Genomic DNA, 20,654 nt, shown 5'->3' with positions numbered 1-20,654 from the left:
GGCAACTAAAACAATCCCGAAAAATCATAGCGATCTAGAAACTGTACGACACTCTCAACCAAACCGTTAAAGTGTAAAATGCATTTGGCGCGATAAGATTATATCTGCCACAAATAACAGCCCGCGGAAAAGAAAATTACTACCCCAACTTGAAAGCTGTAATAGTCAGCATCAATCCCCGCATAACTCCGCGAAACGCCGCAAACTTCGCTCAAATGCGGCATAACTCCGCGAAACGCCGCAAACTTCGCTCAACCGCGGCATAACTCCGCGAAACGCCGCAAACTTCGCTCAAACGCCACATAACGCAGCAAGTCTCAAAAACTCTACGAATATCTTCAACCATTTCTTCGAATGAATGAAGGACAACCTTCATACAATGAATTATGGACAAACTACTAGCTGTTTTATTCATTTTACTCCTATTTTTTATTCCAATCTTTATGAAGCAGACAATCGAACCCGTAGCAAAAGAAGTAGCAAAGGAAGAAGAAGATCCTTGCGCAATCTACATTACAGTGGAAGGAGAGGACAAGCCTATACCGCTTGAGGAATACGTACTTGGCGTCGTGGCAGGAGAGATGCCGATCGTATTTCATGACGAAGCGTTAAGAGCGCAAGCGATTGCCGCACGGACATATGCATTACGGTCAACAGACAACGGAAAGAAACCGATCCAAGCAACTGTATCCGCACAAGTCTATAAAAATGAAAAAGCTAGAAAAGAGCGTTGGGGGAAAGAATTCAAAAAAAACGAGAAGCGACTATCAGAACTTATTGAAACAACACAAGGGCAAACAATCGTTTACGAAGACGAAATGATCACAGCCATGTTTTTCTCGACATCCAATGGCAAAACGGAAACCGCACAAAATTTTAGCGGCAATCCGATCCCTTATTTGCAAAGTGTTGAAAGTCCAGGTGAAGCAAACGTAGCGGCAGAAGTAGAACGACGTGTTGAAATGCCGATTGACGAGTGGAATGAAGCACTCGGTTCTGAATGGAAAGCGGATCATTTTAAAAGCTTGAAGCTCGTTCGTAATCATACAGGACGCGTGCAGCGAGCTGTATCTACTAATTTTGAGAAGAGCGGTAGAGAAATGCGAGAAGTACTCGGAATCGCATCTACGGACTTCGACATTGCGTACGATGTAACAAACGAAATCGTCATCATTACAACGAAAGGCTATGGGCACGGTGTAGGCATGAGTCAATACGGTGCAGAAGCGTTCGCACAAAAAGGATGGAAAGCTGAAAACATCTTATCGTACTACTATACAGGCACAACATTAAAAAATTTCCAACAAGATGATTTAGCATGTTTAAAATAACGCCCAATTGCAAACAATAGCAATTGAGGTGATGACAATGCGAGAAGAAAAACCGAAATCCCCTTCTCAAAAGAGTAAGAGTACAAAGAAGAATAGATGGTTCTGGCCGGCCGTCTACTCGAGCGTGGCGATCGTCTTTGTCGGCATGATTTGGGGCTTTAATGCCATCATACAAAAGGATACCAAAGAAACTGTCGATGGTACAAACGAGCCGAACAACGGATTGGTCGTAGAAACAAATGCACCAACTGAAGTCGTAAAGTTCCCATTTGATGAGGAACATCTTGACAACGTGGCCATTATACAAGAGTACTATGATACCGAAGCAGATGAAGCAGACAGAGAGAATGCCCTCCTCGTCTTCAACCAAACGTACAAGACGAACACAGGTATTTCAATTTCCGTCAACGACCAACCATTTGAAGTATTAGCAGCAATGAGCGGAACTGTTGAACAAGTCGTAGTGGATCACTTCCAAGGCGGCGAAGTACGCATTACACACGCGGACGGAATGACAACGATTTACAGTTCACTCACAGGCATCCAAGTGAAAGAAGGCGACCAAGTTGAGCAAGGCCAAGTACTTGGTACAGCGACGAGTAACGAATGGAATCCGCAAGCTGGAACACACTTGTTGTTCGAAGTACAGGTGGATGGCGTTCCAATTAATCCACGTTCAAAATTAGGTTTTTAACAATCAAGCCATTCTCGTCGTGTAGAGCGAGATGGCTTTTTCTGTATCAAAAATTCTTTCATTCCCACCAATCAATCGTTTAGTAAGCAAGTCATTCACTTAAATCGAAGTAGCGGACGAAAGCATTTCAAGTAGTCCCACAGATTTTCTCCTGCTTTTTCAAATCTCTTCCTCACTTCAAATGCTCTATCAGACATAACCACGCCCATCTCAGCATAGGATAAAGGAAGAAATGGAGCTGACAGGAAAGGAAGAGGGCGTGCACGAGCAAATTCGGAGGCGATGCGTGCGCCTCGGCAAAATGTTGCTGGACACTGGACTTACCGTACGGGCATTGGCAAAAGCAACAGGCTACTCCAAAAGCACGGTTCATAAAGATTTGACAGAACGATTACCAAACGTGGACTCGGAGTTGTCTGATGAAGTTGCTAGAGTACTTGCCTATCATAAGTCTGTCAGACATTTAAGAGGCGGTGAAGCAACACGAATGAAGTGGAAGAATGAAAATAAGAAAGCCCGCAACACATGACGGGAATAGACGGGGACGCAACCATCCGATTTGGAAGAGTGCGCACACCCTGTCTTTTCGCATGTAGAAAAGTTTGATGAATATACATATGCCATTTGAATAACATGTAGAAAGTACTAGTGGAAATGAACGATGTAAATTACGATTCATTGTCATGAGTTGTAAATAAAATCCTACAATTGGTTGATCGACAAATAAGGTTTGTTGCATAAAAACATTCCAAAAGACTGTCAATCTTTGTGTTCAATAAAGAACCAGTGTGTTACAATGTATAGTTAGAAGAGTACGTAAAAATACAGTATGGAATAGGCAGCTGGAAGGGGAAACGGGATTAATGTTTGCTAAAGATATCGGAATCGACTTAGGAACTGCAAATGTGTTGATTCACGTGAAAGGGAAAGGGATCGTATTGGACGAGCCTGCTGTTGTAGCGATCGATAAACATACGAACAAAGTATTGGCTGTTGGCGAAGAAGCAAGTAAAATGGTAGGAAGAACACCGGGCAATATTGTTGCCATCCGCCCAATGAAGGATGGCGTCATTGCTGATTTCGATGTGACAGAAGCGATGTTACGTCATTTTATTAACAAACTGAATGTAAAAGGATTCTTGTCAAAACCAACGATTCTTGTCTGTTGCCCAACAAACATTACACGGGTTGAGCAGAAGGCGATTAAAGATGCGGTAGAAAAATCAGGTGGAAAGAAAGTCTACTTGGAAGAAGAGCCGAAAGTAGCAGCAATCGGCGCAGGCATGGATATTTTTCAACCGAGCGGTAACATGGTCATTGATATCGGTGGTGGAACGACTGACGTCGCGGTATTATCAATGGGCGATATCGTCACATCCGAATCGATTAAAGCAGCTGGGGATTTGTTTGATAGTGAAATTATTTTATCAATCAAGAAAAAGCATAAGTTGATGATCGGTGAACGGACTGCAGAAACGATCAAGAAAAATATTGCCACTGTTTTTCCAGGAGGCCGCAATGAACAGATGGACATCCGTGGACGCGACATGGTGACAGGTTTGCCAAGAACAATTACGATTACATCCGAAGAAGTTCGTGAGGCGTTATCGGAGTCAATCGAAATGATTATTCAATCTGCTAAAAACGTATTAGAAAAAACACCACCGGAGCTATCGGCAGATATTATTGACCGTGGCATTTTCCTAACAGGTGGCGGTGCATTATTGCACGGGATTGATCAACTGCTTGCAGAAGAGTTGAAAGTACCCGTATTTGTTTCGGACAACCCATTAGGCTGTGTCGCAATCGGCACGGGTATATTGCTCGAAAACATTAGCAAAGTCGGTAAACGATACTAATTGCAATAAATGATAGGAGGCGGGAACAATGTTCCGTGGTTTTTACACAGTCGGTTCTGGCATGATTGCGCAACAGCGTAGAACGGAAATGCTAGCAAATAATATGGCGAACGCCAACACACCAGGCTTTAAAGCAGAGCAATCGAGCATCCGTTCATTCCCTGAAATGTTCATGTCCAGCTTGAATGCGACGCGCATCCCTACAGAAAAAGGATTACATATGACAGGACTCTCACCTGTAGGCGAACTGTCCACAGGTGTTTACATGCAAGAAACGATGCCACTTTTTGTACAAGGCTCCCTTCGTGAAACAGGTTTGACGACGGATGTCGCTTTACTCGAAGGCAACTTGCCTGTCGATGAAGAAACAGGTACACCGGGTGCCGTCTTTTTCCGTCTAGAAAGCGACAATGGCAACGAAGTGTATACGAAAAACGGGAACTTCACATTGGATCCGCAAGGCTATTTAACCAATCCGATGGGTTATTATGTCCTGGATACGAACGGCAATCGTATTCAGTTGCAAAATGACGATTTCCGCATTACATCTGACGGGGTTGTGATGGAAGGTGAAGGTGCGGTTGCGACGCTCGGCGTGTCATTCGCTGCTCAACCAGCAACATTGCTGAAACAAGGCAATGGCCTGTTTGCAAGCAGTACAGGCAATCTACCTGAAGCACAAGGCGTTGCAGGTGTCGGGTATTCATTCCAACAAGGCTATTTGGAAGGGTCTAACGTCGATTCTGCTAAAACGATGACAGACATGCTTGCAGCTTACCGTGCATTTGAAGCGAATCAAAAGATTTTACAAGCCTATGACCGCAGTATGGAAAAAGCAGTGAACGAAATCGGGCGTGTCAATTAATGATACGCATTGAAAGGGGCCGGAAAGTATGATACGGTCGATGACAACAGCCGTCAATACAATGACGCAATTACAACACCATATCGATATTATCGGAAACAACTTGGCAAATTCAGCGACGACGGGCTACAAAGCAAGCCAAGCGAATTTCCAGGAAATGTTGTACCAACAATTCAACAATGACAAAGCGGATACAGCAACACGACAAACTCCTGCAGGCATCCGCTATGGTGTTGGTGCAATGCTCGGTTCAGCGCAAATGAATTGGAAAGTCGGCACGATGCAAAAAACCGATCGAGATCTCGATTTTGCATTGACCGAACCGAAACAGTATTTCAACGTCATCATGCCCGGTGAAAATGGCGACACAATCGCCTATACACGTGAAGGCAGCTTCTATGTCTCACCGATAGAAGGCGGCAACGTGATGCTCGTCAACGGTGAAGGCTATCCAATTGCCAATCAAGCAGGCGAGCCGATCACGTTTGCAGACAATGTCCGTGAATACGGTTTATCTGCACGTGGTGAACTACAAGTGTCGTTTTCAAATGGCACAACACAAACGATTGAACTCGGCATTTCAACCATTCAACGTCCAAATTTAATGGAACGACTATCGGGCAACTTGCTTGGCGTTCCGGCGAATCTTGCGGACCTTGGCGTCGGACAAGAAGAAGTACTCATCAATTTAAACGGAGCTGACCGTAATCAAATCGGTATGGAAAAAGGTTATTTGGAAGCATCGAACGTCAATTATGAAAAAGAAATGACAGACCTCATCAATGTCCAACGTTCGTACCAATTTAATGCTCGTACCGTCACACTTGCCGATCAAATGTTAGGGCTCATCAATAACATTCGATAAGTCGGGCTAGGGAGAATACAATATGACAGATGATAAGCAAAAAAGTCCACAATTAAACCGCAGAGATGCCACTGAAAAAGAAATCGTGTCATCGCGCATTGCACGCAGTCAACAAAAAAAGCAGAAACCTGTGAAGGAAGAACAAGAAACGAAAAAACGCATGTGGGTGCAAATTCGTTTGCTGCCCATCTGGTTGCGGATCCTCCTCGTCCTTCTGTTAGTTGCAGGTGCAGCAATTGCAGGTGCAATGGTCGGTTATGGCGTCGTCGGTGACGGCCAGCCGGCAGACGTGTTGAAAAAAGAAACGTGGATGCACATATTCGATATTATGAGCGGGAAAGAGTCATAACGGCTCTTTCGTTTTCATTTACACCATACATAAGTTTGGAGGACAAAGTCATGCTAAATGCAGAGCAAATTCAAGCCATCATTCCACATCGCTATCCATTTTTGTTAGTCGATCGAATTACTGAACTCGAAGAAGGGAAAAAAGCAGTCGGCTTAAAAAATGTCACGATCAACGAAGAATTTTTCAAAGGACATTTTCCAGGCTATCCCGTCATGCCAGGCGTGCTCATTGTCGAAGCACTCGCACAAGTCGGTGCAGTTGCCATGTTGCAAAAAGAAGAAAACCGTGGCCGACTTGCATTCTTCGCAGGCATCGACAATTGCCGTTTTAAACGACAAGTTATTCCTGGCGATACGTTAAAACTGGAAGTGGAAATCACAAGAATGCGTGGCGCAATCGGAAAAGGTAAAGCCGTCGCAACCGTCGAAGGCGAAATCGCATGCGAAACCGAAATCACGTTTGCACTTGGACCGGTCGAGTAAACATTTGCACTACTCAGCCAATTTCGTTACAATGGATGTGTAAAATCCATTTTATTGACAGCCGTGCACAAAACGGAAATGTTTCACGTACGCGTAGAAACATGCATAGTGGGAGGTACCATCAGAAATGTTTAAAAATCTTTCTCCAAATATAAAAAGTAGTATAACCCGCTCCATCACCCAAACATTCGAGCAATATATGGCAAGTATCGCTTGGGATGAAGAACTATACAGCATCGAGCAGTTTGTCGCAACATGGCGGGAATACATTACAACAAAAGCATTATGGTATTCAAAAATTCCGGAAGACATCAAACAACATCCTTCATTCCACGAAGATCTCGCCCAGCGCATCAATGAAGTCATTCAGCGGATTTTGAACGAACCGCCTTCCGAAGACCAAATCGCATCCATCCAAATGATGCAAGAAAAACTCGACACGCACTACACATACGGCTGTAAGGCAGAAGCCAACTTTGTCGAAAATTTACTAACCGAACACCTACAAAAAGAACAAGATTAAACGGATAGTTCCCTCCTTTTAAGCCAACCTACGAGTATCATACGGATTGTATGATAGACGGCTTGTGGAAAGGAGGGAATTTCATGTTCAAAAAAGCGATCCCACTCGTACTCGTATCTGGATTCGCCCTAGCAGGGTGTGGCAACGACGAAGTACCGGACAACAACGAAACCCCAATGGAAGAACTAGACAACGGGCTACGTGACATGACACCACGTGTAAATAACGGTGCAGGTCCAGACATGGATGGCATCGACAATGGAAACGGCAACAACGTAGACGACGGAATCATCAATGACGACAACCGCTACGATGGCAACATGAACGGTGACAACGGAATGGACGACGGCATCATCACCGATGACGGCGTAACCACACCAGACGACACCCAAATGGACGACCGTGACCAACGCAACGGAATGAACAACCGCTAACCGCAAGCCGTAAAGAAAACCGCCTCCAGCAGGCGGTTTTTCCCATTCAGTTCAGTGCTTCTTTGTGGAATCGCGTCACAGAAATTCCACACAACAAAGCAATCCCCGCATAACTTCCCCAAACGCGGCATATCCGCCTCAAACGCCGCATAGCCGCCGCAAAACGCGGCATACTTCTTCCAAACGCTGCATAACACCTGCAAACGCGGCATACTCCTCTCAAACGCCGCATAACGCCTCCAAACGCGGCATACTTCTCCTAAACGCCGCATAGTCGCCACAAAACTCAGCATACACCTCGCACCCGCTGCCATCGAAAAACAAAACCTAAGAGCTTAATTTGTCAAAACCCATTTAGCGCGACTCAATACACAAGGAAATATAGTAACCGCCCACGAAACAAAATTAGTATTCCGCATAAATACTTAAAACGCGGCATACTTCTCTAAAACGGCGCATAACACCTGCAAACGCGGCATTTTCCTCTCAAACGCCGCATAGTCACCACAAAACGCAGCATACTCCAAGCACCAGCTGCAAACGAAAAACAAAACCTAAGAGATTAATTTGTCAAAACCCATTTGGCGCGATTCAATAAATCGAGAAACATAGTAACAGCCCACGAAACAAAATTAGTATTCCGCATAAATACGTAAAACGAGGCATAAAGTCACCAAATGCAGCATACTTCTCTTGAATGCCAAACGTCTCCAAACGCGGCATACTTTTCCCGAACGCCGCATACTCCACGCACCCGCTGCAAACAAGAAACAAAACCTAAGAGCTTAAATTGTCAAAACCCATTTGGCGCGATTCAATAAATCAGGAAACATAGTAACCGCCCACGAAACAAAATTAATAATCCGCATAAATACTTAAAACGCGGCATACTTCTCCCAAACGCCGCATAACAACTCCAAACGCGGCATAAAGTCATCAAACGCGGCATACTCCTCTCAAACGCCGCATAGTCGCCACAAAACTCAGCATACTCCTCGCACCCGCTGCAAACGAAAACCAAAACCCAAGAGCTTAAATAGTCAAAACCCATTTAGCGCGATTCAATAAATCAGGAAACATAGTAATCGCCCACGAAACAAAAATAAAAATCCGCATAAATACTTAAAACGCGGCATAAAGTCACCAAACGCGGCATAATGTCACCAAACCCAGCATACTTCTCTCAAACGGCGCATAAAGTCTTCAAACGTCGCATAACTTCTCAAAACGCGGCATAACTCCGCCAAACGCCGCATAACCGCCGCCACCAATCCCAGCATAATCACCCAAATAAAAAAAGCCACCATCAAGGCAGCTTCTCCTCCGACAAATCGCGATCCCGATCCTTCTTCAATCGAGGACGTTCCCGCATATCCGATTCAAATCGTTGCAACAACTCTTGACCGCTCAAACCTTCCGTAATGAGCTCTTCCAACAAATGCTCCGCATATTGTGTGCGCGCACGCTTCAAGCGACCTTTCAATAAGACAGAGATATGATCGCCAATTTGCTCAATCGCATCCACCGCCACAAGAAAGCCTGCCGGTTCATTCTCCGGATAAGAAATGACGACGCGCGCCTCCAGCAACTCTTCAGCCGCCTTCCAACGCTCAAACAACCCCTGGTGCGAACGATCGATAAATAGTTCCAGAAGCCACATGCGATGACTATTTTCCTGATTAATAATAATGCCATCCTCTAACGGAAAATCTTGAATTTTATCCTCCACCAGTATGCCCACAGAAATCATTTTAAACGTCTTCAAACCTGCCACCCCGCTCACTTTTTGCTACAAGTATAACACAATTTACAATAAATCTTGAAAAACTACCCATCTTTAAATAATCTCATAAAATACACAATTCTTAGAAGGCGATACCTATGCGCTTTGAACAAAAAACACCTGTTATCAGACGCTGTTAAAACAACAAAACAACTATCTAAACACATTGAATTTTCAATTTTGAGTATTTGCAAGTTTTGACAACCTAGACATATGATAAGGACATTACAAACAGAAAGGGGGGAAATGAGTGAATCAAGTTGCACTTGTCGGGCGAATTACGAAAGATCCCGTACTAAGAAGATTGTCGGAAGGCAGATTCCAAACAAGCTTCATTCTTGCAGTGAATCGTAAATTCAAAAACCAGCAAGGCGAAGTGGACGCCGACTTCATACTCTGCACAACGTGGGGCAGAGTTGCAGAAAATACCGCGAAGCATTGTGGAAAAGGTTCTCTAATCGGGGTCGGCGGACGAATTCAATCACGCACATATGAACGTGAAGACAAAAGCCGCGTATTCATTACAGAAGTAATTGGTGACGAAGTCCGCTTCCTCGCAACAAAAAGAAGGACAAGCGACGACCTGTATGATGACACTGAAGCCAACGTACATTCCGCAGATTCGCCTGGACGGGACGAGGAACAGGAAAATGTGAGCGCAAACTTCCAGTTACCGCAAGAAGAGAAAGATGGATTGCCAATCTACTAGCTATCTAAGTTACATACGGAAAGCGAGTAGACAGGGGAGGGAGGACCGAAGGAAGTAGTAGCTGTAGCCATGAATTGAATAGCACGTCAGGTAAATCGTTTACATGAATCGAACGAAAGTAGAACAAAGGAGATTTATCGATGTCTAAAGGATGGGGGTCCTAACGACATCATACCAAGCATTGTAGAAGTCGGTTCACAATGCTTGCTGCAATAGGCCGGTGGATCGTGGCCAACCATTTGTGGCAGGAGGCCGCTCCTGCCGCAAATCCAATAAATGAAAGAGGTGAACAACATGACATCCGTCGAAAAACAACTGTTCAGATTGGAACTTCAGGTGGGACAACTCATCACCATCATCGCCAACTTGAATGAACGCGTCATGCACTTAGAAGAAAAAGTGCAGCAACAAAAAGTCATTTCCATCCAAGCTCGCCGAGACAAACAAAAAGTCCATTAACAAACCCGACTCCATAACAGAGCCGGGCCGAAACCTATCGTTCAAATGTTAATAAATCATCAAGTTCAGCATCGGACAATTCCGTAATCCATTGACTCGACTGAATGAGATCTGCAGACAACGCCGCTTTCTCTTGCAACATCTTATCAATTTTTTCTTCAATCGTTCCGACACTAACAAACTTATGCACATGCACAAATTTCGTCTGTCCGATTCGATACGCCCGATCCGTTGCTTGGTTCTCGACCGCAGGATTCCACCAACGATCCGCATGTAACACATGATTCGCTGCCGTCAAATTCAGCCCCGTGCCACCCGCCTTCAACGACAAAATGAAAATCGGGAACTCACCTGCCTGGAACGCATCCACCAAATGATCACGCTGACCTTTCGGCATACTTCCAGACAAAAACGGCACATCCAAGTCATGCAACTCACTCAAACATTGGCGAATTAATTGACCCATCCCGATGTACTGCGTAAAAATGAGACATTGCTCCCCGTTACTCGCAATATCGGCAGCCATCGACACAATGCGATTTAATTTTACCGAACGACGAAGCATTTCATCAGCAGGAGAAGCCGGCTCCTTCAAGAACAACGCAGGATGATTACACAACTGTTTCAAACGGCTAAGCATCTTCAAAATAAGCCCTTTGCGCTCAAAACCAGTCAACGTATCCAACTTGAATTTCGTATCCTCTATGAAACTTTCATAGAGCGCAGCCTGCTCGGTCGTGAGCGGACAATACTCGTTCTGCTCAAGCTTTTTCGGTAAGTTCAACTGCAAATCAGGATCATTTTTTGTACGGCGCAACAGAAACGGTCGGATTTTTGCCCGCAGCTTTCGTTTCTCAACCGCCGAATCATCCCGCTCAATCGGAATGATAAACTGTTCATTAAACGTCCGGAAACTGCCAAAATACCCTTTATGAATAAAGTCAAAAATCGCCCACAACTCAGACAAACGATTCTCAATCGGCGTTCCAGTCAGCGCAATCTGATGTTCACCGTGCAACTTGCGAATCGCACGCGACTGCTTCGTCTGCATATTTTTGATATTTTGCGCTTCATCAAGCGTAATACTCGCAAACACCGTGCCACTCAACGTCTCATCATCTTGCGTCGCCGTACCGTACGTCGTCAAAAGTACATCCGGCTTGCGTTCTGCCAACAATTGATCGAACGCTTCATCCTTCGCCCGCGACGGCCCATAATGCGTATGCACGACGAGTGAAGGAGCAAAACGCTCAATCTCCTTCTGCCAGTTGCCAAGCACACTCGTCGGACAAATGATCAACGAAGGCGAAGACGTATCCGGCCGCGAATGGACATTCAACAAATACGAAATAAGCTGAATCGTCTTGCCGAGCCCCATATCGTCGGCTAAACACGCACCAAACCGATAATCACGCATGAAGACGAGCCAATTGTAGCCCTCAATCTGATACGGGCGTAACTCAGCATTTAACGCAGCCGGCACACCAGCATCCGGCAAACCATGCTTATCAGCAATCATTTCAACATACTCACGCAACGACTGTTTCATCGAAAAAGCCAACAACGGATCATCGGATTCACCATCATCCTCGAGCGGGACAATCTCTTCAGGAATTTCCTGAAACAGCAAATCTTTCACCGTCCACTCACCAGCATCCGCCTGATCCATCAACTCACGAATCCGCTTCAACCATTGCGGATCAATATGAAACCACTCATCACCCGAACGGATGAACTCACGATTCTCATCCACCAACTTACGGAACGTATCTTGATCGATTTCTTTATTCGCAAGCGAAAAATTCCAATCGAACGCCAACACTTCATCCAACCCTGCCGCTGAACGATACGACTGCACACTCGCACTCGTCCGCACCCGCAACTTCGACTCTGTCACCGACTTCAGCCAAGCAGGCAAAATCACCGGATAACCGAACGATTGGAACACCGGCAAATCCTCCTGAATGAACATACGCACTTCAGGATCGGACATCGGCATCGACAAAAAACGCTCGCCAGGCTCAACCTGAATGGACTGCAAAAACGAAACCATCTCAGACTGCTTCTCATGAATCTCAGTAGCATACGATTTCCACTTCGCCGGCAGCGCATCCGCAATTGGCGCATTCACCTTTTTAACAGCAGGCGTCCAATGTGCACCGCGCTCACTGACAACAACCGTCTCCAGCAACCATTCAGTACTACCCGCATCATCAGGCTCCGTCAAACGGAACGCCACCCGGACCGGCATCGTCGAAACCGACTCACCCGGCCACCCATACTTCTTCAGATGCGGCAGCAATGCCGGCAACTGTTCGAATCGCATCGCTGAAGCCTGTATTTTTTCGCGAATCGCATCATGCAAAATCATCGAAGCTGACGCAGAAATCCCGATTTTCTCCTCGTCGAATCGGATTGTCCCTGCGTCCAACTCTGCATAGTGCCAGAAATCCGGTTCATTCCAAACACGCGCAGCCTCCCGGACAGCCGTCAAATGGGCTTCATCCTTCTCAGACTGCCCGCTAAACGAAACAAACGGATGCGGCTTGCCAACAAATACTTGGAAAAACTCATTCGTACTTACATGGACTGCTTGCTCATCCGTCACCGCAAGCAATCCATACAACGCTTGTTCATTCGAAAAAAACAGAAAGCTCGCAAGTCGCCCTGGCACGATCCGTCGACCGTTTACATCCGTTGCAGAAAGAGCATACTGACCGTTTTCTTGGCGGTCTATCGATAAATGGAAAAGTGTATTGATTTGTTCGGTATGCATCATAAATTCAAATTCCCCTTTTCCATCTCTTCCGACAATGCGCGCAACCGTTTGTATTGTTCGCGGACCGTATCGATATAGCGATTCCAAAACTCGATCTTGCCGCTCTTTTTCGCACCTGTTTTCATGTTTTTAAACAAGCGGACAGCTCGGCGGTAACTATGCCGATTCTTTTCCTGAATGAACTGCATCGCGTACGTATGCAACAAAGGCATGACGGAAGCAGGGTCATTTGCCAACACAAATTTCAATGTATCCGGATCCACTCCATCATACGGCACATTGAACCGGTGCATGAGTGCAGCCCATTCGTCAAAACGCTCACGCTCAATGAGAAAATCACCGAATGCACTGACACCATCTTTTCCATACAACATGAAAAGTTCTTCACGCCGTATTTCAGGGAAATGGGCTTCTTCCAGCAATTCATCCATCTTTCGGATAAAGTGATGTTTGTCTCCATTCGTCTTTAACAGTTCATAATACGTCCCGATATACGGATAAATGGACTCCATAATAATCGCTAACGACTCGGTCTGGCCCATGTCAAGCGCATGATCTGCAAGCGGCAACCAGTGCGTAACACGTTTGCCCCCTGTTTGCGCAGCAACTTTTTCAAGGGCTACATCATCGATCCATTCCAAGTAGACGTAAGCGGCAAAAAACGGCGCTTCGGCAGAGTCTTCTTCAAGGAGGCGTGCAAGCTCTTTCTTTTGGGAAGCTTGATCAGTATACAATAAGTCCCACATCACTCTAAACAACTCAAGCCTCTTTTCAAACAGGCCTTTATTGTACAAAGTGATCGACTGAATCATTATTTTCAATGCATCATAAAATACGTCCGTTTCAAACAAACGCAACTTTTTTCGTAATGATTGTGCATGGTCTTTAATCTTTCCGATTTGCTCACCAAGCCACATCTGCAATTGCCACTCACGGTATGTGAATTGATTGGAATCGTCCAGATGAACCTGTACATAGGACCAAGCAGCATCGACGACATGCAAACGGTAAAACAAGTCAAACAACGGCTTCCATTCCCACTCAAAAGGAGCTAGAGGAATCACTTTCTGATCCATCAACGACGTTTCATGTATGAACACATTCGCATTTTCGCGCGGATCCATGTTTCGCAACGGATTTGTCAATTGACGAAGGACCACATTCCACGCTTCAGGTGAGCGTTCCGACAATTTTAACGTCATTTGGGTGACTTCCGTCTGTTGCCATTCATGCAACCAATCCGTCAAAGAATGAAATTGAGAATAGAGATGGAAAACAACTGCAATCTTATGCGGACACCAACCAGGCTCCTCACACGTGCACGTCGCATCCACCTCAGAAAACGTCAATTTCACAAGATGGTCAACACCATCCGTACAAACTGTTTCAACCGAAGATTCGTCTTTAGCAAACCGATATGCAAATCGCGCTCCCTTGCGCACAAAGGAAACCGCCTTTCGAATGATTTGCGCTTCTGTATGAACGTCAGGACGATAAGAATGTTTAATCCTATTCATTAATTCATCAATCTCACGCTCATGCAAATAAGAAACGCGTTCAACTGTCATGTGCATCGGCTCACTCCCTAACATAGGCATTCCCTTTATTATAAAGCTTTTGGCCATCAATTTAAACGATTTCAATTCAAACAAAATGTGTTACGAATAAACCGCATACCTACAATGTCCGAACAAGTAATAACCCACATCATTTTTAAAGGAGAAATCATCGAATGAAAACACTTATCTTACACGTACCTGGTCTTTATAACCATTTGCAACAATGGAAAATGAAATCAGCAACCGGGAAACGACTGCGCACCAGCGTCCGCGAACAATCACTCAGTGAAACATACGCTGCCAACGAAACGTTTCTAACAATCAATCATGAAGTACTTCTAGCAAACTACCGATTTGACGTACTAACCATCTTATATGTACATGAACCGCCGCAGCGGAAAAATGAAGGCATCATCTGCTACCTAAAAGCACAGGGGATCGACCATTTCCCGTTAGAAACATCTTTATTATTAAACAAGCGAGTGAAGGAAAAAGTATGAACACTAGCAATTATTCTTCCGACATTGAATAAGATAGAAAACAAAACATTCACAAACTAGGTCAGCTTATGATAAAATAATAATAATCGGAATTTTCGATAACGGAGGGATGCATATGCTATTAGTTCAACGCATGACACCTTTTTTCACGAGCCAAGAAGATTTCCGTCTACGCCTTGTCTTTGCATATCAATATTTCTCAATTGAAAAGGGAGGTGAAATCTACCAATTCGTTCCGACTGAAGGGAAAGAGATTGTCATAAACATCAAAAGCCTGCAAGTAGAGAATTTAGGAGAGGTGTTCGTATTCCAAAAGGGCAACCGTTTCATTCGCCTCCCACTCTATCAACTGCTCCTCATTTCCGACCTACACATACACTTAACGACAATCATGGAAAGTACATTAAAACTCGAAATTCCAATCCCAAAAGTCGTTTCCGAAGAAGCTGCACTCCTCATCGCAGCACTCGAACAACAAAACCAACTACGCATGATCGACTACGCACTCGAAACAAACAATAGACAATTATTCATTCAACTAATGGAAGGACTGCGTACGATTTGAAAACTATCGAATAAAAAACACTTATCAACTTGCGATAAGTGTTTTTTGCTGTCCATAACCGACATGAAAGTAGGGAGCAACGATGTAAGTAAGCAATATTTGCTAAGTAATGGTAAGGTTGACAAAGAAATTGTATCGAAACCGTGGTAAAATGTTTAGCAGGTAGATTACTAGGGTATACATAGTTTGGTTTCTCAATTTGTCAAAAAGTGCAAAGCGAGCACGAAAATCGTTGAACCGGCGACACCGAATAACAAATCTTGTAACGTCAATCGGTTTTTATCGTTTTTTTGCATTAGCTTTCACTCCTTTGTCGATTTCCCGGGAAATAAAGCGGATTGATGTTGACAAATATTTATGAAATAATACCAATCTGAAACATACTGATCGCTCTATCAGATTGCCCAATCTATGACGTATTCATACAGTTTGAATTGAATATTTCACAAGATTTGGTACAGTAGTCTATACGTAAACGAAAATATTTCATTGCAGAAAGGACCGTCGCTATGTTCTTTGAGTACAGGTTTTGGCACTTTTTGACGAAGCCGGACGAGCTTGCGTCCAATCTACAAACAAGCACGATGCGTCATTTTAATAAGCGGTTACTCGTTGTCATTCTAGCAGGGGTTGTATTATTCGCACTGCGCAACATGTGGGGAATGAACACCGAGGGCTTGACTTCGTTGTTAACAACCATGTCGACAGCAGACTATATTATCGCCAGATACGCATCACTCGTCGGGGCAATCATTTGGGCAGCGCTATACAGTGCATTCCATATTTTCGGAGTGGCCTACATCCTTTCAGTGCTGACAAAAATCCCATATAGACAACTTGTGCCTTTGCAAGTGCTCATTACGGGACTGCTACTACTGGAAAAAGCACTCATTTTTATCGTGTTTGCCATAAAAGGTACAACCGTAAGCCTGTCATTCTTGTCTTTCGGACCGCTTGCGGTGACAATTCTAGAAAACTGGTACTTGATTTTATTCCTGAACCAGCTCACATTAACGGGCGCATTAATCATTACATTGCAATACCGTTTTATCCGTGGTTACGTAGTCGATGGAAGATGGCGTCAACATCTATGGCTATTAATCGGCCTTCATGTCGTAATGGCGCTCATCACAGCAGCCGTCGCATACATTCCATTCGACAAATTGCTCAATTCATTGTTCGGAGGTGGATTCTAAATGAAAAAACGAATGTCCATCACCGTCGCAATCGTCGTCAGTGCATTCATCGCCATCAACGTCCATCTTTTATACTCAAAGAAAAGCACTGTTCAACAAACAGTGTATGTCCATCAATATGAACGCATGACTGAAGGACACTTTGAAGAAACCATTCCTAAAGAAGGACTTGTTTCACCAGCAGCCATTTACACCGTCTACGTTGGAAATGAAGAAACAATCGATACATGGCTCGTTAAAGAAGGAGATCAAGTGCAAGTTGGTGATGAAATCGCGACATTGCAATCCGATCGTGCAGAAAGCCAACTCGCGGCATGGGAAGCAGAGGAACAAGGGCTCTTGGAACAACAAAGCGCCATCGAATCAACACTTTACGACCTAGAAGCCGACCGAGCAAGCGCAAGTGGCAATACATCAAATGTCAATACAACTGAAACACCTGGCACGACAGACATCGAATTGACGGTCGATGTACAAGTCGACGTATCCCAGGACGGCGCATATGCGCAAGCAATTGCGCAAGCGGAACGTGAACTCGCAGAAGTCGAACGCAAACTAACTGTCATCCAAGCACAGTTAGCTCAAAATCCCATGCGCCCAGCACTCATCAGTCCAGTAAACGGTACGGTTTCAACTGTCAATAAACACGGCTACACATTGGCGGCTGACGTGTTTAGCGAAGAAAAACTGATTACAACGTATGCAGAACTGCCAGAGTGGCAAAAAATCGAAGCCGGCGACCAAGTACGTATCCAAGAAAACAGCTTGGACACAGTCATTGAAGGAACCGTTCACGCCGTTTCACAAGTACCCGCAACAGACAGCAGATGGCGCGATGCATACGACGAACTAGCACCTGACGCAAAACGGAAAAACCCAATGGAACTCTATGAAATTACAATCATGCCACTAGAACAACTTACGACGTTGCCATTCGGCGCAAATGTCAACGCAACACTTATTGTCAACGAAGTGGATGCCGTAAGTGTCAAAGTAGATTGGCTCGAAGCCTACACAAAACAACAAGCAAATGCATGGCAACTCGACGAAAATGGACAAGGCAGAAAGATCGACGTTTCCTCTCCCTTCCAAACGAACAACCGCGCCGTCATCACGGACGGTCTAGCAACGGGAGACATCGTCATCTACAAACACAACATCTCCACCTACGCCGATCCATTCAACGTCATCATGCCACTCCCACTGGACTTGCCACCCAAATCCCAGTGGCGCACATTCGGCTGGAAAAACTACATCAAACACGGCTTCCTCCACTAACAAAAACCGCCCTATGGCGGTTTTTGTCATTCCAACATCCAAATCAGCATCATACTCCACCAAACACCGCATAACTAGAGCAAACGCGGCATACTGCCATCAAACACCGCATAACTAGAGCAAACGCGGCATACTGCCACCAAACACCGCATAACTAGAGCAAACGCGGCATACTGCCATCAAACACCGCATAACTAGGGCAAACGCGGCATAAATTCACCAAACACCGCATAACTAAAGCAAACGCGGCATAAATTCGTCAAACGCCGCATAACCTCATCAAAGACAGCATAATTCCATCAAAAAATCATAATCTCATCCAAACAAAACACCTTTAACCAACCCTTTAAATTGTCAAAAGACATTAGGCGCGACAAAATTTGTCACTACACAAAATCATCCGCGATACAACGATGAAACTTTAAGCATCGACGCTGAACAACTAACATCCAATCCGCGTAAACGATTCCAAGCGCAGCCTCTCCCACATGAATACCGCAAAACCTTGAAGAACTCAGCATAATGTCACTAAACGCCGCAATACTCTATCCAAAAACGCATAACTCCACCGAACACAGCATAATTGCATCAAACGCGGCATATTTCGTCCAAACGCCGCATAACCAAACAATAGCTAACCCCCTCCAACCAACCCTTTAATTTGTAAAAATCCATTAGGCACGACAACAATCCATCCATCCCTCAAAAGTCACCCGCGAAACGAACAACCACTAAAATCAGTTAAACCTTCCGATGAACCATCTATTATTCACAAAATCCATTTCCTACTTCTATACTTGTCTCCCCATCCATATAGTGAAAAAACAAATAGATTACGAGAAAATGGGGGAACGAACGTGAAAAAATTATACTGGACCATTTGTATAGCAATCATTCTCACACTTGGGATGAACATAGAAAAGGCGCAAGCAAGCGAGCCTGCTCAACGAACGATTGGACTTCATGACAAAGTGTTGCCAATTGAACAAACACGTGTTGTCGATGGCGACACAAAAGTTCCTTTTGAGGAGATTTCAAAATATCTTTACCTCACAGTTACTGAAGAAAACGGTAAAATGCACATTGAAAAACGTGACAACCATATGATCGTTGACTTCGCCAAAAATACAACAACTACAAACGGAGTGGAGCGATCTGGTACTCCATTCATGGAAATAGACGGGAAAATGTACATTAGCGTCAAAGAAATTGCATACAGCATGGGCTTTCAAATCGACTACTTCCGCCACCTACACACGATACGCATTTACCGCGACGACTATCCACACATGGATCGTGTAACATACGAGAGAAAAATTGCAGACGTGAAAAACAATCGTAAACATGCAACAAGTCCTTCCGACAAAGTAACCGTCTATTTAACATTTGACGACGGACCAAACAAATTTACGCTCATGAACAACAACACGCTCGAAAAATACAAAGTCCCCGCCACTTTTTTCTTTTTAGGCAATCAAATGCAACAGAACGCATCCATCGTCAAAACGATACACGACAGCGGCCATTACATCGGTTCGCATAGCATGACCCATGACAAAAACCTTGTCTACCAATCAACTGAATCATTCATAGCGGAAATGGCAGAAGGTGCTGAACTCATCAAACAACTTACAGGCCAAACCGCTAAACTAGTGCGCGTCCCATATGGTAGCACGCCCCACGTCACATCTGGCATGAAACAAAGCCTCATACAACACGGCTATAAAATGTGGGACTGGAACGTCGACTCCAATGATTGGCGCTACACCGACAAACAAGCCGATCAAATCGTCCACAACGTCAAAGAAGGCGTCAACAAAGCAATCCAATCTGGCGACCGAACAATCGTCATCCTACTCCACGACCGCAGCCAAACAACGATCGCGTTACCCGCCATCATCCAATGGCTCCAAAACCAAGGCTACTCATTCAAAACCTACAATCCAAACGAGCACATTTCCCACAACTTCCATAAAGAACCCTTACTCTAGCAATCAACCAAATGAATCAATACTAGGGGGCGACAATAAAAAACGATCGCCCCTAAATAAACCGAGTTAAACTCCTAAACGACATCTACTCACAGAACACAGCATAACGCCACTCCCTCCAACCAACCCCTTAATTAGTCAAAAGCATTCAGCGCGACCACTGATCCTGCCAACAAAACTCCTCCCGCGGACAAAGAAAACCGCATAAAATCCCCAAACGCGGCATAACTTCCTCAAACTCCGCAAACTATCCCAAAACACCGCATAATTCCCTGGAACGCCGCATAACGCCACTCCCTCTAACCAACCCGTAAATTTGTCAAAAGCATTCAGCGCGACCACCAATCCTGCCAACAGAACTCCTCCCGCAAACAAAGAAAACCGCATAAAATGCCCAAACGCGGCATAACTTCCTCAAACTCCGCAAACTTTC

At 44.8% G+C, this 20,654-nt stretch carries 20 protein-coding genes; 17 read left to right on the top strand and 3 right to left on the bottom strand.

The features are described from left to right. Positions 1 to 386: 386 nt before the first annotated feature. The 10 genes from spoIID (at position 387) to NRI27_RS11450 (ending at position 7,402) form a co-directional block, all read left to right on the top strand. A complete protein-coding gene (gene spoIID / locus NRI27_RS11495; protein ID WP_371390806.1) occupies positions 387 to 1,331 on the top strand; it encodes a stage II sporulation protein D in 945 nt (314 codons plus the stop codon). 37 nt (positions 1,332 to 1,368) lie between these two features. After that, positions 1,369 to 2,025 (top strand): peptidoglycan DD-metalloendopeptidase family protein, encoded by a 657-nt coding sequence (locus tag NRI27_RS11490; RefSeq protein ID WP_317944841.1) that lies wholly within the window; start codon positions 1,369 to 1,371, stop codon positions 2,023 to 2,025. 259 nt (positions 2,026 to 2,284) lie between these two features. Then, complete coding sequence (locus tag NRI27_RS11485; protein ID WP_317944892.1) at positions 2,285 to 2,554, top strand: sporulation transcriptional regulator SpoIIID; 270 nt, start codon at positions 2,285 to 2,287, stop codon at positions 2,552 to 2,554. Positions 2,555 to 2,888: 334 nt separating this feature from the next. Continuing rightward, on the top strand, positions 2,889 to 3,884 hold the full coding sequence (gene mreB / locus NRI27_RS11480) for a rod shape-determining protein (RefSeq protein ID WP_317944840.1): 996 nt from the start codon (positions 2,889 to 2,891) through the stop codon (positions 3,882 to 3,884). Between the two features lie 28 nt (positions 3,885 to 3,912). Next, complete coding sequence (locus NRI27_RS11475; RefSeq protein WP_371390805.1) at positions 3,913 to 4,749, top strand: flagellar hook-basal body protein; 837 nt, start codon at positions 3,913 to 3,915, stop codon at positions 4,747 to 4,749. 28 nt (positions 4,750 to 4,777) lie between these two features. Then, positions 4,778 to 5,614: a flagellar hook-basal body protein gene (locus NRI27_RS11470; RefSeq protein WP_371390803.1), complete on the top strand. Its 837-nt coding sequence runs from the start codon at positions 4,778 to 4,780 to the stop codon at positions 5,612 to 5,614. Positions 5,615 to 5,636: 22 nt separating this feature from the next. Then, positions 5,637 to 5,963, top strand: a complete 327-nt coding sequence (locus NRI27_RS11465; protein WP_371390802.1) for a DNA-directed RNA polymerase subunit beta — start codon at positions 5,637 to 5,639, stop codon at positions 5,961 to 5,963. 50 nt (positions 5,964 to 6,013) lie between these two features. After that, positions 6,014 to 6,445, top strand: a complete 432-nt coding sequence (gene fabZ / locus NRI27_RS11460) for a 3-hydroxyacyl-ACP dehydratase FabZ (RefSeq protein WP_371390801.1) — start codon at positions 6,014 to 6,016, stop codon at positions 6,443 to 6,445. Between the two features lie 127 nt (positions 6,446 to 6,572). Next, positions 6,573 to 6,968: a hypothetical protein gene (locus tag NRI27_RS11455; RefSeq protein ID WP_371390800.1), complete on the top strand. Its 396-nt coding sequence runs from the start codon at positions 6,573 to 6,575 to the stop codon at positions 6,966 to 6,968. 83 nt (positions 6,969 to 7,051) lie between these two features. After that, entirely contained in the window at positions 7,052 to 7,402 is a 351-nt protein-coding gene (locus NRI27_RS11450; RefSeq protein WP_371390799.1) for a hypothetical protein, read from the top strand. Positions 7,403 to 8,708: 1,306 nt separating this feature from the next. Here the strand turns inward: NRI27_RS11450 and NRI27_RS11445 are convergent. Further along, positions 8,709 to 9,167 carry a YwpF family protein gene (locus NRI27_RS11445; protein WP_371390798.1) on the bottom strand — a complete coding sequence of 153 codons (459 nt, stop codon included), beginning with the start codon at positions 9,165 to 9,167 and terminating at the stop codon, positions 8,709 to 8,711. Positions 9,168 to 9,435: 268 nt separating this feature from the next. Between NRI27_RS11445 and NRI27_RS11440 the strand changes: the two genes are divergently transcribed. Further along, complete coding sequence (locus tag NRI27_RS11440) at positions 9,436 to 9,894, top strand: single-stranded DNA-binding protein (RefSeq protein WP_317944824.1); 459 nt, start codon at positions 9,436 to 9,438, stop codon at positions 9,892 to 9,894. 294 nt (positions 9,895 to 10,188) lie between these two features. Further along, positions 10,189 to 10,353, top strand: coding sequence for a hypothetical protein (locus tag NRI27_RS11435; protein WP_317944822.1), 165 nt, complete (start codon positions 10,189 to 10,191; stop codon positions 10,351 to 10,353). 34 nt (positions 10,354 to 10,387) lie between these two features. Here NRI27_RS11435 and NRI27_RS11430 read toward each other — a convergent pair whose 3' ends face one another. Together NRI27_RS11430 and NRI27_RS11425 are read right to left on the bottom strand one after the other, a co-directional pair. Next, positions 10,388 to 13,132, bottom strand: coding sequence for a DEAD/DEAH box helicase (locus NRI27_RS11430; RefSeq protein ID WP_371390797.1), 2,745 nt, complete (start codon positions 13,130 to 13,132; stop codon positions 10,388 to 10,390). Continuing rightward, on the bottom strand, positions 13,129 to 14,706 hold the full coding sequence (locus tag NRI27_RS11425; RefSeq protein ID WP_371390796.1) for a hypothetical protein: 1,578 nt from the start codon (positions 14,704 to 14,706) through the stop codon (positions 13,129 to 13,131). The genes NRI27_RS11430 and NRI27_RS11425 overlap by 4 nt, the downstream gene beginning before the upstream one ends. A 158-nt stretch (positions 14,707 to 14,864) precedes the next feature. On the opposite strand from NRI27_RS11425, the gene NRI27_RS11420 reads away from it, so the two are divergent. The 5 genes from NRI27_RS11420 to NRI27_RS11400 all read left to right on the top strand — a co-directional run bounded on the left by NRI27_RS11420 (position 14,865) and on the right by NRI27_RS11400 (position 20,221). Beyond that, positions 14,865 to 15,191, top strand: a complete 327-nt coding sequence (locus NRI27_RS11420) for a hypothetical protein (RefSeq protein ID WP_371390795.1) — start codon at positions 14,865 to 14,867, stop codon at positions 15,189 to 15,191. Between the two features lie 115 nt (positions 15,192 to 15,306). After that, positions 15,307 to 15,756, top strand: coding sequence for a transcriptional regulator (locus NRI27_RS11415; protein ID WP_371390794.1), 450 nt, complete (start codon positions 15,307 to 15,309; stop codon positions 15,754 to 15,756). Positions 15,757 to 16,295: 539 nt separating this feature from the next. Next, complete coding sequence (locus tag NRI27_RS11410) at positions 16,296 to 16,952, top strand: hypothetical protein (protein ID WP_371390792.1); 657 nt, start codon at positions 16,296 to 16,298, stop codon at positions 16,950 to 16,952. Then, complete coding sequence (locus tag NRI27_RS11405; protein WP_371390791.1) at positions 16,953 to 18,230, top strand: biotin/lipoyl-containing protein; 1,278 nt, start codon at positions 16,953 to 16,955, stop codon at positions 18,228 to 18,230. It abuts the gene before it with no gap. 857 nt (positions 18,231 to 19,087) lie between these two features. Then, positions 19,088 to 20,221, top strand: coding sequence for a polysaccharide deacetylase family protein (locus NRI27_RS11400; RefSeq protein WP_371390790.1), 1,134 nt, complete (start codon positions 19,088 to 19,090; stop codon positions 20,219 to 20,221). The last annotated feature ends 433 nt before the right edge of the window (positions 20,222 to 20,654 follow it).

It is taken from the genome of Sporosarcina sp. OR05 (assembly GCF_041414805.1).
Classification (GTDB): domain Bacteria; phylum Bacillota; class Bacilli; order Bacillales_A; family Planococcaceae; genus Sporosarcina; species Sporosarcina saromensis.
This window is presented reverse-complemented; position numbering and strand designations above follow the sequence as displayed.